Here is a 12983-nt window from a genome sequence, read left to right on the forward strand (position 1 = left end):
GGCCTTGTTCTTGCTCCATCGCCCTGCCTGCCGTGTCCTCCTCTTCACAGGTCCCCTTCCAGATTTTTGACGCCATCATCATCGGCGCCGGTGCCGCCGGCCTGTTCTGCGCGGCCCAGGCCGGCCAGCAGGGCCTGAAGGTGCTGCTGATCGATCATGCGCCCAAGGTGGCCGAGAAGATCCGCATCTCGGGCGGCGGACGCTGCAACTTCACCAACCGCGATCTGGACGTGCGTGCGCCGCACAAGCATTTTGTGGGGCAGAACCCCCAGTTCTGCCGCTCGGCCCTCTCGCGCTTCACGCCTGCCGACTTCATCACGCTGATGGACAGGCATGGCATTGCCCACCACGAAAAGCACAAAGGCCAGTTGTTTGCCGACCATTCGGCCGAGGACATCATCGCCATGCTGCTGGCCGAGTGCAGCGCGGGCGGCGTGCAGCGCTGGCAACCTTGCCAGGTCAAGAAAGTAGTGCTTTCGCCGTCAAACCAAGACACAGAAAGCGATTGCAGCTATCAGATTGAAACCGATCGTGGCCTGGTAGAGGCCACCAATCTGGTCATTGCCACCGGCGGCCTGAGCATTCCCAAGATAGGCGCCACCGACTTCGGCTACCGCCTGGCCCAGCAGTTCGATCTGCCGCTGATCGAGCGCACGCCTGGCCTGGTGCCCATGACCTTCGACGGCGAAGGCTGGCAACCCTACGCGGGCCTGGCCGGTCTGGCCCTGCCCGTGGAAATCAGCACCGGCAGTAAAAAGGAGCGCATGAGCTTCCACGAGGATTTGCTGTTCACCCATCGCGGCCTCTCCGGCCCTGCGGTACTGCAAATCTCCAGCTACTGGAAGCCCGGCACCCCGCTGCAGATCAATCTGCTGCCTGGCGTGGATCTGGCCGAGGTGCTGGCCCAGGCCAAGCTCCACTCGCGCAAGCTTGTGGCCAACGAGCTGGCCGCCCACCTGCCCGCGCGCCTGGCCGATGCCTGGGTCAGCCGCATGCCCGAGTTGCAACGCCCCATCAACGAGGCCAGCGACAAGGCCCTGGCCAGACTAGCCGAGCAGCTGTCGCGCTGGGAGATCACTCCCACGGGTACCGAGGGCTATAAAAAAGCCGAGGTCACGCTGGGCGGCGTGGACACCAAGGTGCTGTCCCAGCAAACCATGGAATGCAAGAGCCGACCGGGCCTGTACTTTATCGGCGAGGTGGTGGACATCACCGGCTGGCTGGGTGGCTACAACTTCCAGTGGGCCTGGGCCAGTGCCGCCGCCTGCGCCCAGGCCATGGCGGAAAAGCAATCGGTCATGGCTTGAGCGACTGGAACCGAAGCGCCTGCCCCATGAAAAAAGGATGGTTGAGTCATCCTTTTTGCTGCCAGCGCCTCCGGCGCACCATCCGGTCAGGCAGAAAACTCCTTGCCTTCATAGTGCTCGGGAACCTTGAGCTGCCCCGAGGCGATGGCAGCCGACGCCTTGGCCACGCGCTCGCGCACAGCGGCGGCCACGCCCTGGCCCATGGTCAGGCGTACGGCAGCCGGATCGCTCAGGCCAATCTTGCGAATACCCGGGCCGGGCGCACCGCGCTCCTGCATGTCCTTGACGGCCAAGAACGCGCCAATGCCCACATCGGCCCAGGCGGAAGCGACGAACACCTGCGGGTCCACCGTGGTCCAGTCAATCACATTGCCAATCTGGCGCGTGCCCGCTTCGCGGCAGGCCTGAGTCACGCCATCGCGGCCGGAGTTGAGCATGGTGAAGATCACATCGGCACCGGCAGCCATCTGGGCCTTGGCAATGCGGTGCGACAAAGCGTTGTCGTCCTGATCGCCCGAGAAGTTCGTCAGCAGCTTGACCCTGGGGTCGGTATCGCGCACACCGGCCGCATAGGCAGCACGCCCCTTGAGCCCCGGGGGCACGCGAATGCCCGACATATGGCCAACCACACCGGTTTTGGTGGTCAGCGCTGCCAGCACGCCGGCCAGATAGGCCGACTCTTCCTGCAGCACGTCATAGCTGCAGAGATTGCCTCCCTGTACCGCGCCCTGGGTCACGACGAACTGGGTCCTGGGGAAGCGCGCCGCAACTTCGGCTGCGGCCTGATTGTTCTGCCCGCCATGGGCAATCACCAGCTGCGCCCCCTGCTCCGCAAGCTGTGTAAGAGCCGGCACCAGCAACTCCTTTCTGGGCGCCATGCCGTCGAGAAAGCGGGTCTGCACGCCCAGCTCCTGGCGTGCTTTTTCCAGGCCGCGCCAGCCGGCCTCCATAAAGCCCTTGTCGCTGCGCGAGCCCGCAAACAGACCGCCCACCACCAGGGAACCGCCGGATGCGGAAGGCCCGGAAACTCCGGCCCTGCCGGCACAGGCCGTCAATGCCAGCAAGCCCGGCACGGCCACGGCCGAAGCCATCCATTGGCGACGCGAAATAAATGAGAAATGAGAAGCGCTGGACAAGATGGAAGCTCCTTGAACACAGAAAAACAGCGACGCGCACAGGCACGAAACCCACTTATTCCTTGACCTCGGTTACGAAATAAAGCCCTCAAACTGTATGCAATTTCCGTGCACACGATACTCCCAAGAAACCCCAGCGCCGGGCTCGGCTGTCCTGGCGCCTGGGCAGCACCGTGCTCTTGCATTGCGCATCCGGCCTCGCTCCGCAATGCACGCGACTTGAACCCGCCGATAGTCCAAAAGGCACAATGGCGGTGCCTGAATCTGGTCTGCGACAACGCCCTGCCTGCTGCCGCAAAACCATGCACGCGCGACCGACGCCGAATTGCTTCACGCCCCATTCAAGACGCAGACCAAGTCTTGGTCTATAATGCTCGACTTTGCTGGCATTACCCCGTCGGCCATACTAGTTAAAAAGTGGCGGGGAAACCGCTGTTCACGGCTCTCAGGCCCGATCTTCCCGAGAACCCTCTGTCAGCACAGATATATCTGGAAATTAAATGACTACCATCCGCGTCAAAGAAAACGAGCCCTATGAAGTTGCCCTGCGCCGCTTCAAGCGCACCATCGAAAAGCTGGGTCTGCTGACCGATCTGCGTGCTCGCGAGTTCTACGAAAAGCCCACAGCCGAGCGCAAGCGCAAGAAGGCTGCTGCCGTGAAGCGTCACTACAAGCGCGTTCGCAGCATGCAACTGCCTAAGAAGCTGTACTAATCGTTGATTAGGACCAGTCGGCCTTAAAACAGCCGCAAACCCGCGCTCGGGACGCCAGGCGCGGGTTTTTTGTTTTCTGGCCACTGCATCAGCTTGCCTTGCTGCGCAGTGACCTCCCTGCGAATGGATAGTCAACGCCGTTCACACTGCGCACCACCATTCGCCAACCCCAAGGAGAAAGCCATGAGCCTGAAAGCCCAGATTACCGAAGACATGAAGACCGCCATGCGTGCCAAGGACAGCGCGCGCCTGGGCACCATCCGCCTGCTGCAGGCCGCGATGAAGCAAAAGGAAGTGGACGAGCGCATCGAGCTCGACGACGCAGCCGTCATCGCCATCGTCGACAAGCTGATCAAGCAGCGCAAGGACTCCATCGCCGCCTTCGAAGCCGCCAACCGCAGCGATCTGGCCGATGTGGAAAAGGCCGAAATGGAAGTGCTCAAGGTCTATCTGCCCGAACGCATGGGAGAAGCCGAGATCACCACAGCCGTGCAGGCCATCGTGGCCGAACTGGGTGCCTCCGGCCCTGGCGACATGGGCAAGGTGATGGGCGCCGTCAAGGCCCAGCTGGCCGGCAAGGCCGATATGGGCCTGGTGTCCGCTGCCGTGAAGGCCGCACTGACCCGATAATTGACAACTGGTCTGGGCCACCATGCGGCACCAGGCTCAAAAACAGAAGCTGCTTGCGCTTGCAGTACATATCTTTCAGATTAAAAATGATCTGAAATTTATGTATATCAAGCGATAGCAGCTTCTTTTTTTATAGCATTTCTGAATCCCATGGGCGCCTGTTTGCTGAAGAACTCCTGCAGAAACTCGACGCAGACCCGCACCTTGGCCGAGCGCTCCAGCCGCGTCGGATAGACAGCCCAGATATTCGCCTGCTGCTGCCACTCGGGCAGCAACTGCAGCAGGCTGCCGGCCTGCAGATCGGCCGCCACATCCCAGAGCGATCGCAACACGATGCCATGGCCGTCGCGCGCCCATTGCACGGCCATCTCGCCATGATTGGTGGACAGCGGCCCGGTCACTTTCACGCTGCGCTCCTGACTGCCCGAGCGCAGTTTCCAGACCCCGAAGGGATGGTCACGCTCCTTGATGACCAGGCAGTCATGCGCAGCCAGCTCGTCGAGCGTGCGCGGGCTGCCACGCCGCTGCACATAGGCCGGGGCCGCACACAGCACGCGATGGTTGTCGGCCAGATGCCTGGCAATCAGGTGCGGGGCGATCTCGTCGCCCACGCGTACGTCTAGATCGAAGCCCTCGGCCGCAACATCGACGATGCGGTCAAACACCTCCAGGCGTAGCTGCAGCGCCGGATATTGCGCAATCAGCTGCGACAGTGCGGGCGCCACCACATTGCGGCCAAAGCCGAAGCTGGTGGACACCCGCAGCAGACCGCGCGGCTGGCGGCGCGTCACATCCACCTCCTGCAGCAGATGCTCGACCTCGTCCAGAATGCGCTGCGCCCAGTGGTAGACGCGCTCGCCCTGCTCCGTGACAGCGACCCGCCGTGTAGTGCGATGCAGCAGCTTCACGCCCAGTTCCTGCTCCAGCAGGCGGATGCGTTTGCTGACAAAGGCCGGCGAAGCATTGTGCGCGGCCGCAGCTTCGGCAAAGCTGGCTTTGCGCACCACGGTGGTGAAGACACGCAGGTCCTCGGGTGAAGGCATTTTCTGCACGATCTGTAAACAATCAGGCCACGATCAGTCAATTGTATTCAGTTATGTAAGGTGCAGAATACCGCCAGGCACAGGCTGAGCCGCTGCCTCGCCACCCAACACATTCACGAGAGAGCACCATGTCCACTCCCAAAAAGATTGCAGTCATCGCCGGCGACGGCATCGGCAAGGAAGTCATGCCCGAAGGCCTGCGCGCGCTGGAAGCCGCAGCCAAGCGCTTCGACCTGCCGCTGGAGTTCCACCATTTCGATTGGGCCCACTGCGACTACTACGCCGAACACGGCCAGATGATGCCCGACGACTGGAAGGTCCAGCTCTCGGGCATGGACGCCATCTTCTTCGGCGCCGTGGGCTGGCCCGCCACCGTGCCCGACCATGTCTCGCTGTGGGGGTCCCTCCTCAAGTTCCGCCGCGAATTCGACCAGTACATCAATCTGCGCCCGGTGCGCCTGTTCGAAGGCGTGCCCTGCCCTCTGGCCGGCCGCAAGCCCGGTGACATCGACTACTACGTGGTGCGCGAGAACACCGAAGGCGAATACACCTCGCTGGGCGGTGTGATGTTCGAAGGCACGGACCGCGAGATCGTGATCCAGGAATCGGTCTACTCGCGCAAGGGCGCCGACCGCCTGCTCAAGTACGCCTTCGATCTGGCCCAGAGCCGCGCCAAGAAGCACGTGACCCTGGCCACCAAGAGCAATGGCATCGCCATCAGCATGCCCTGGTGGGACAAGCGCGCCGACGATGTAGCCAAGGACTACCCCGAAGTCACGCTGGACAAGCAGCACATCGACATCCTGACCGCCCGCTTCGTGCTGCAGCCCGGCCGCTTCGACGTGGTGGCAGCCACCAATCTGTTTGGCGACATCCTGTCTGACCTGGGCCCTGCCACCACGGGCACCATCGGCCTGGCACCGTCGGCCAACCTCAACCCCGATCGCAACTTCCCCTCGCTGTTCGAGCCCGTGCATGGCTCGGCGCCCGACATCTACGGCAAGAACATCGCCAACCCCATCGCCATGGTCTGGTCAGGCGCGCTGATGCTGGACTTCCTGGGCCGCAGCGAAGGTGCCTGGCGCCAGGCCCACGACACCATCGTGGCCGCTATCGAGCACACGATCAAGGCCGGTCCGCTGACGCCCGATCTGGGCGGCAAAGCCGACACCACCGAGGTGGGCAAAGCCATCGCTGCGGCCATCGCCAAGGCCTGATGGCTCCAGGCTGGCCGCGGCCGGCCTGATTCAAAATGAGAAGCACCCGTGCAGGCACAATCTGCACCAGGGTGCGTTTTACGTTTGAACGCCCAGGCCCAACGGCGGCGCAGGCTTCAGCCCGGGGATTTGGCTTTGGCTTGCGAAGCCGATTTTCTGGCCGACCGTGCCTGGGCATTGCGTTGTGCGGCGGCCTGCACCAGAGCCTGGAAGGCTGCGGCGTCGAGCGCATCGCCGACATGCAGGTCTATGGCCCGACGCGTGGCGCCTTCAAGACTGGCATTGAACAGGCCGGCCGGATCGGCCAGGGCCGCGCCATGCGCGAAGGTCAGCTTGACCACGGCCTTGTAGGTCTCGCCCGTGCACAGAATGCCGTCCTGCGACCAAACGGGTGTGCCGCGCCATTTCAGCTCTTCCACCACGGCGGGCAAGGCCTCGCGGATCAGCGCGCGCACGCGGGCCAGCGTGGCGCCGCGCCAGTCGTCCAGGCCGGCAATCCTGGCATCGATCAGAGCCGAAGCCTCGGGGCCGCTGACAGACTCGGCCGAAGGTGCAGGCATGGGTGGCAAGGCAGTCATAGATGGGTCTCCATGGTTGGACCTGGAATCATGTCCGGCACAAGGCTCAAGACATGGGACAAGGATTGCACCACGGTAGCACGCCAGAGCAGAGCGGCCCCAGAGGGCCAGCCCGACCTAAATCAGGCTCAGCCCAACTCCTGCGCCACCTCGCGCAGGCATTCGACCAGCAAGCCCGTGGTCGGCGTCAGCGGCTGGCCGCGCAAGGTGATCAGCCCCACGGGCGGCAGATCAATGGGCACGACCAGATCCAGCATTGCCAGCGTACCCAGGGCGGCATGGCAGCGGGCCACGCCACGCGCCATGAAGGCCACGGCGCCGCGCTGGTGTACAAAGGTCAGCTGCGAGAGAAAAGACGCGGTCTCCACGATGTCGGCCGGCGGGTGCAGGCCGTGGGCATAGAACTGCTGCTCCAGCTTCACGCGCAGCGAGGCCCAGGGCGGTGGCAGCACGCAGGGCTGGCCCGCCAGGGCCTGCCAGCTGGCCGCGCCCGGCGCCAGCAGCGCATGACCGGGTCGCACCACAGCCACCATGGGATCGTCGTACAGCGCCTCGGTCTCCAGATCAGGCGCGGCATAGCCAGGCTCCAGCCGTCCCACGAACAGATCCAGCTCGCCCAGACGCAGCTTGGGCAGCAAGCGCGTCAGGTCCCCTTCCTCCACCATCACCGTGGTCTGGTCCGAACGCGCTTTCAAGCGCTCCACGGCGCGCGCCAGCAGCACCGGCGTGGCCACCACCATGGCCCCCACACTGGCGCGCCCGCGGGCACCGCTGGCCTCGGCAGCCATCTCGTCGCGCGTGCGTTCGAAACCGGCCAGCACCGAGCGTGCAAAACGCACCATGCTGACACCGGCTGCCGTGGGTTCTGTGCCGCGCGTGGAGCGCTCGAACAGAGCCATGCCCAGCATGCGTTCGACCTCGGCCAGAGTCTTGGAGACGGCAGGCTGGGTCACTGCCAGAAACTCGGCCGCGCGACCCAGGTGGCGGAACTGGTCCAGCGCCACCAGCAGCTGCAGATGGCGCAGCTTGAGGTTGGAGCGCAGCACACGATCGATCTTGCTCATGGGGCTTCATTACCTAATAGTTATGAAGAGAGTCTATCTTTTCATTGGATTGTCATGGAGCAGTTTTGAACAATCGGGGCTGGCAGTTCATATAACGACAGGAGACAAGCGATGATCCCCCCACGCAACAGCCGGCGCAGCTTTGTGCTCGGCGCCCTCGGCGCAGCCACGCTCGGCACTTCCACCCGCCTGCTGGCCCAGACCTGGCCCGAACGCCCCATCACCTTCATCTGCCCCTGGCCTGCCGGCGGCACGGCCGACCAGTCCATGCGCGCGCTGTGCACCGTGGCCAGCCGCATCCTGGGCCAGGCGATTGCAGTGGAAAACCGCGCCGGAGCCTCGGGCATGATCGGCTCCAAGGCCCTGGCCTCGGCCAAGCCCGATGGCTACACCATCGGCCAGATCCCGATCTCGGTCACGCGCTTCTCCCAGCTGGGCACGCTGCAGGCCGATCCGCGCAAGGACTACACCTATATCGCGCGTACCTCGGGCCAGACCTTCGGTATCGCCGTGCCGGCCAACTCACGCTTCAAGACCCTGCAGGACTTCGTCGCCGCCGCCAAGGCCAAGCCCGGCAGCATCACCTACGCCCACGCCGGCGTGGGCGGCGCCACCCATGTGGGTATGGAGGAGTTTGCGGCCGCAGCAGGCATACAGCTCAGCCATGTGCCCTACAAGGGCGGCGCCGAGGCGCTACAGGGCGTGCTCGGCGGCCATGTGGATGCGCTGGCCGACTCCAGCTCCTGGGCCCCGCATGTCGAAGCCGGCAAGCTGCGCCTGCTGGCCACCTGGGGCGATCAGCGCACGCCGCGCTTCAAGGATGTGCCCACGCTCAAGGACCTGGGCTACAACGTGGTCGTCGATGCGCCCAACGGCATCGGCGCGCCCAAGGGTCTGCCGCCCGCCGTCGAAGCCAAGCTGCGCGATGCCTTCCGCCAGGCCGTGGCCAGCCCCGAGTTCAAGTCCGTGGCCGACAGGCTGGACGCGCCCTTGCTCTACCTGGACGGCCCCGACTACGCCAAATATGTGAACACGGTCTACCAGAAGGAAACCGTGCTCATCGACAAACTCAAACTGCGCGAGCTGATGCGCTGACGCGCTGCGTCCCCGCCGCATCCCCACTGCCTCAAGCCCGCCATCCCCGGACTCCAAGATGCTCTCCTCCTCTTCTTCCCTGCTGCACCTGCACCCCAACGACAACGTGCTGGTGGCCAAGACCGCCCTGGCCCTGGGCCAGGACATTCCCGAGCTGGGAGTGCGCACGCGCGCCCAGGTGCCGGCCGGCCACAAGATCGCGGCACGCCGCATCGCCGAGGGCGAGCAGGTCAAGAAGTACGACACGGTGATCGGCGTCGCCACACGCGACCTGGAGCCTGGCGACTATGTGCACAGCCACAACCTCAAGCTGGTGGACTACTACCGCGACCCGTCGTTCGGTGCTGACGTACGGCCCGTGGACTACGTGCCCGAGGAGCTGCGCGCCACTTTCCAGGGGTTTGTGCGAGCGGGCGGCGGCGTGGGCACGCGCAACTTCATCGGCATCCTGTCCTCGGTCAACTGCTCGGCCACCGTGATCAAGCGCATCGCCGCCCACTTCACGCCCGAACGGCTGGCAGCCTTTCCCAATGTGGACGGCGTGGCCGCCTTTGCCCAGAGCAGCGGCTGCGGCATGTCCTCACCCAGCGAGCACTTCGATGTGCTGCGCCGCACCCTGGCCGGCTATGCGCGCCACCCCAACCTGGCGGGCGTGCTCATCGTGGGCCTGGGCTGCGAACGCAACCAGGTCGATGCATTGGTGGATTCGCAAGGCCTCAAGGAAGGCCAGTTGCTGCGCACCCTGGTGATGCAGGAAGTGGGTGGCACGCGCGCCACCATCGAAGCAGGTATTGCCGCCATCGAAGAAATGCTGCCCATCGCCAACCAGGCGCAGCGCAGCACCGTCAGCGCCGCCCATCTCAAGATCGGCCTGGAATGCGGCGGCTCGGACGGCTTCTCGGGCATCACTGCCAACCCCGGCCTGGGCGCGGCCATGGACATTCTGGTGCGCCACGGCGGCACGGCCATTCTGTCCGAGACACCCGAGATCCATGGCGTGGAGTTCATGCTCACGCGCCGCGCCATCAGTCCCGAAGTCGGCCAGAAGCTGCTGGACCGCCTGGCCTGGTGGGAACGCTACGCAGCCGGCCAGAACGCCCAGTTCAACGGCGTGGTCGGTCATGGCAACCAGGCCGGCGGCCTGGCCAACATCTTTGAGAAATCCCTGGGCAGCGCCATGAAGGGCGGCACCACGCCGCTGCGCGCCGTCTATGAATATGCCGAGCCCATCACCGAACACGGCTTCGTCTTCATGGACTCGCCGGGCTACGACCCGGTGGCCTCCACGGGCCAGATCGCCAGCGGCGCCCAGCTGATCTGCTTTACCACGGGCCGCGGCTCCATGTTCGGCAGCAAGCCCGCACCCACCATCAAGCTGGCCAGCAACACCCCCATGTACAAGCGCCTGCAGGAAGACATGGACATCAACTGCGGCGTGGTCGTCGACGGAGAGCTGAGCGTGCCCGAGCTGGGCCAGCAGATCTTCGAGCGGATCCTGCACCATGCCAGCGGCGAGCCAACCAAGAGCGAAGCCCTGGGACTGGGCGACCACGAATTCGTGCCCTGGCATCTGGGCATCGTGAGCTGAGGAAAACGCATCTTCCTGAGCTTTCCGCCCTTATCCGATCTTCACTTTCTGCGATTTTCACCATGAACGCCACGCCACTCAGACTGCAACGCACCGAACTGCAGCGCAGCGCCAACTTCATCGCCGGCACCTGGACGCCCGCTGCCAGCGGCGCCAGCTTTGCCGTGACCGATCCGGCCACGGGCAGCACCATCACCAGCGTTCCCGATTCAGGTGCGGCCGATGCACGCACCGCCGTGGACGCCGCCCAGGCCGCCCTGCCCGCCTGGCGCAAGCTGCCGGCCAAGCAGCGCGCTGCCATCATCAAGCGCTGGAACGATCTGGTGCTGGCCCATCAGGACGATCTGGGCACGCTGATCTCGCTGGAGCAGGGCAAGCCCCTGGCCGAAGGCAAGGGAGAAGTGGCCTATGCAGCCAGCTATATCGAATGGTTCGGCGAGGCCGCCACGCGCATGAATGGCGAAGTCATTCCGGCGCCCGTGCCGGGCCGGCGCATGTTCGCCCTGCTCGAACCCGTTGGCGTGGTCGCCGCCATCACGCCCTGGAATTTCCCGGCCGCCATGATTGCGCGCAAGATCGCGCCGGCCCTGGCTGCGGGCTGCACCGTGGTCTGCAAGCCGGCCGAGGACACGCCGCTGACGTCACTGGCCCTGGTGCTGCTGGCGCACGAAGCCGGCGTGCCGGCCGGCGTGCTCAACATCGTCACGGCTTCGCGTGAGCGCACGCCCGAGGTGGTCGATCAATGGCTGGATGACAGCCGCGTGCGCAAGATCACCTTCACCGGCTCCACGCCCGTGGGCAAGCATCTGGCGCGCCGCAGCGCCGACACGCTCAAAAAGCTCTCGCTGGAACTGGGCGGCAATGCGCCCTTCATCGTCTTCGAGGATGCCGATGTGGCAGCCGCCGTGGACGGCTTCATGGCCGCCAAGTTCCGCAACGGCGGCCAGACCTGCGTCTGCCCCAATCGCGTCTTTGTGCACCGCACCGTGTACGAGGCCTTTGCCCAGCAACTCAGCGCCCGCGTGGCAGCCCTGCACGTGGGCCCGGCCAGCGACCCGGCCTCGCAGATCGGCCCCATGATCAATGACCGTGCGGTCGAGAAGATCGCCCGCCATGTGGAGGACGCGGTGGCCAAGGGAGCCAAGGTGCTCACCGGCGGCAAGCGCCTGACGGAACTGGGCCCCACCTACTACGCCCCCACCGTGCTCTCGGGCGCCACGGCCTCCATGGCCTGCGCCTGCGAAGAAACCTTCGGCCCGGTGGCTCCGCTGACCGTGTTCGACGACGAGGCCGAGGTCATCGCCGCCGCCAACGACACGCCGTTCGGTCTGGCCGCCTATTTCTACAGTCAGGACATGCGCCGCATCTGGCGTGTCGCCGATGCCCTGGAATCGGGCATCGTGGGCGTCAACGAAGGCGCTCTGGCCGCCGAGGCCGCGCCCTTTGGCGGTGTCAAGGAGTCAGGCTACGGCCGCGAAGGCTCGACCCACGGGCTCGACGATTACCTGCACATCAAATACGTCTGCCAAGGTGGATTGGATTGAATGCAGGACACCTCCCTGAGGCGCTGCGCGGCCAGCCCAGGCCCTTGCTTGGTGTCTCTGGCTTGGGCCGCGCCAGTTACAGGCGCCACGCCTATTCACCTGCACTCTGCCCTTTCACTGAATCGAGACCCTCATGCCCGCACTGAACCCCTTCAAGACCGCCATCACCGCACGCCAGCCCCAGATCGGACTGTGGCTGTCCATGGCCGCCCCCTACCTGGCCGAAGCGGCCGCCACCACAGGCTATGACTGGTTGCTGATCGACGGCGAGCATGCGCCCAACGACCTGCGCAGCACCCTGGCTGCCCTGCAGGCCGTGGCCTCGCACCCGGCTCAGCCGGTGGTGCGAGTCGTGGAAGGCAGCACGGCCCTGATCAAGCAGATGCTGGACATTGGCGCCAAGACACTGCTCGTGCCCATGGTGGACACGGCAGACCAGGCCCAGGCCATCGTGGCCGCCACGCAATACCCGCCCCTGGGCGTGCGCGGCGTCGGCAGTGCCGTGGGACGTGCCTCTCAGTGGAGCAGCCGCGCCGACTATCTGAATGTGGCCGACGACGAGGTCTGCCTGCTGGTGCAGGCCGAGACCACCACGGCCCTGAAAAATCTCGAAGCCATCTGCGCCGTGGACGGCGTGCACGGCGTCTTCATAGGCCCGGCCGACCTGGCGGCCTCCATGGGCCACCGCGGCAACCCCGGCCACCCCGAGGTGCAGGCTGCCATCGAGGCAGCGATGCGGACCATTGTTGCCTGCGGCAAGGCTGCAGGTACGCTGACCTCGGACCCCGCGCTGGCACAGCGCTACCTTCAGCTCGGCTGCAGCTTTGTGGCCGTGGGCGTGGATGTGCTGATGTTCGTGAATGCCGCGCGCAAGCTGCGTACCCAGTTTGCCGGCTCCACGGTGGCGGCCCCGGCACTGCCAGGAGCCGCCTACTGAAGCCTTGAAGCACCGTGCAGAAGTTGCAACCATGCCCGCATATCCTGATGGAAATGTCGCAGAGCCGCCCAAACCTCGGTCGCATCACAATGCGCGTGGCCTCTCAGCCACATCTGCACATCAGATCATCG

12 protein-coding genes are annotated in these 12983 nt (G+C 64.9%); 8 read left to right on the forward strand and 4 right to left on the reverse strand.

Annotated elements, in window-relative coordinates; all coding sequences use genetic code 11:
- Window positions 1-32 precede the first annotated feature (32 nt).
- Window positions 33-1307, forward strand: coding sequence for an NAD(P)/FAD-dependent oxidoreductase (locus tag AAIL67_RS18395; RefSeq protein ID WP_343484536.1), 1275 nt, complete (start codon window positions 33-35; stop codon window positions 1305-1307).
- Window positions 1308-1393: 86 nt separating this feature from the next.
- Here AAIL67_RS18395 and AAIL67_RS18400 read toward each other — a convergent pair whose 3' ends face one another.
- Window positions 1394-2443 carry a BMP family protein gene (locus AAIL67_RS18400; protein WP_343484537.1) on the reverse strand — a complete coding sequence of 350 codons (1050 nt, stop codon included), beginning with the start codon at window positions 2441-2443 and terminating at the stop codon, window positions 1394-1396.
- A gap of 500 nt (window positions 2444-2943) precedes the next feature.
- Between AAIL67_RS18400 and rpsU the strand changes: the two genes are divergently transcribed.
- On the forward strand, window positions 2944-3156 hold the full coding sequence (gene rpsU, locus AAIL67_RS18405) for a 30S ribosomal protein S21 (protein ID WP_003052999.1): 213 nt from the start codon (window positions 2944-2946) through the stop codon (window positions 3154-3156).
- 183 nt (window positions 3157-3339) lie between these two features.
- Window positions 3340-3786 carry a GatB/YqeY domain-containing protein gene (locus AAIL67_RS18410; protein ID WP_034352908.1) on the forward strand — a complete coding sequence of 149 codons (447 nt, stop codon included), beginning with the start codon at window positions 3340-3342 and terminating at the stop codon, window positions 3784-3786.
- A gap of 107 nt (window positions 3787-3893) precedes the next feature.
- On the opposite strand, the gene AAIL67_RS18415 is transcribed toward AAIL67_RS18410, so the two are convergent.
- Window positions 3894-4829, reverse strand: coding sequence for a LysR substrate-binding domain-containing protein (locus tag AAIL67_RS18415; protein WP_034352719.1), 936 nt, complete (start codon window positions 4827-4829; stop codon window positions 3894-3896).
- 128 nt (window positions 4830-4957) lie between these two features.
- Here AAIL67_RS18415 and AAIL67_RS18420 point away from each other — a divergent pair, with 128 nt between their 5' ends.
- On the forward strand, window positions 4958-6046 hold the full coding sequence (locus tag AAIL67_RS18420) for a tartrate dehydrogenase (protein ID WP_034380090.1): 1089 nt from the start codon (window positions 4958-4960) through the stop codon (window positions 6044-6046).
- 116 nt (window positions 6047-6162) lie between these two features.
- Here AAIL67_RS18420 and AAIL67_RS18425 read toward each other — a convergent pair whose 3' ends face one another.
- Entirely contained in the window at window positions 6163-6606 is a 444-nt protein-coding gene (locus AAIL67_RS18425; protein ID WP_224651190.1) for a DUF1801 domain-containing protein, read from the reverse strand.
- 146 nt (window positions 6607-6752) lie between these two features.
- The gene (locus AAIL67_RS18430; RefSeq protein ID WP_034380096.1) at window positions 6753-7688 is read right to left on the reverse strand and encodes a LysR substrate-binding domain-containing protein; all 936 of its coding nucleotides are present in this window, start codon (window positions 7686-7688) and stop codon (window positions 6753-6755) included.
- 111 nt (window positions 7689-7799) lie between these two features.
- Here AAIL67_RS18430 and AAIL67_RS18435 point away from each other — a divergent pair, with 111 nt between their 5' ends.
- From AAIL67_RS18435 to hpaI, 4 genes are all read left to right on the forward strand, one after another.
- The gene (locus AAIL67_RS18435; protein WP_343484538.1) at window positions 7800-8783 is read left to right on the forward strand and encodes a tripartite tricarboxylate transporter substrate binding protein; all 984 of its coding nucleotides are present in this window, start codon (window positions 7800-7802) and stop codon (window positions 8781-8783) included.
- 58 nt (window positions 8784-8841) lie between these two features.
- On the forward strand, window positions 8842-10371 hold the full coding sequence (locus AAIL67_RS18440; protein ID WP_034352731.1) for an altronate dehydratase family protein: 1530 nt from the start codon (window positions 8842-8844) through the stop codon (window positions 10369-10371).
- A 62-nt stretch (window positions 10372-10433) separates the two neighbouring features.
- Complete coding sequence (locus AAIL67_RS18445) at window positions 10434-11915, forward strand: NAD-dependent succinate-semialdehyde dehydrogenase (protein ID WP_343484539.1); 1482 nt, start codon at window positions 10434-10436, stop codon at window positions 11913-11915.
- Between the two features lie 133 nt (window positions 11916-12048).
- Window positions 12049-12852, forward strand: coding sequence for a 4-hydroxy-2-oxoheptanedioate aldolase (gene hpaI, locus AAIL67_RS18450; RefSeq protein ID WP_045839853.1), 804 nt, complete (start codon window positions 12049-12051; stop codon window positions 12850-12852).
- The last annotated feature ends 131 nt before the right edge of the window (window positions 12853-12983 follow it).

Origin of the sequence: Comamonas sp. A7-5 (assembly GCF_039581385.1) — a bacterium.
GTDB classification, from domain to species: Bacteria; Pseudomonadota; Gammaproteobacteria; order Burkholderiales; family Burkholderiaceae_C; genus Comamonas; species Comamonas thiooxydans.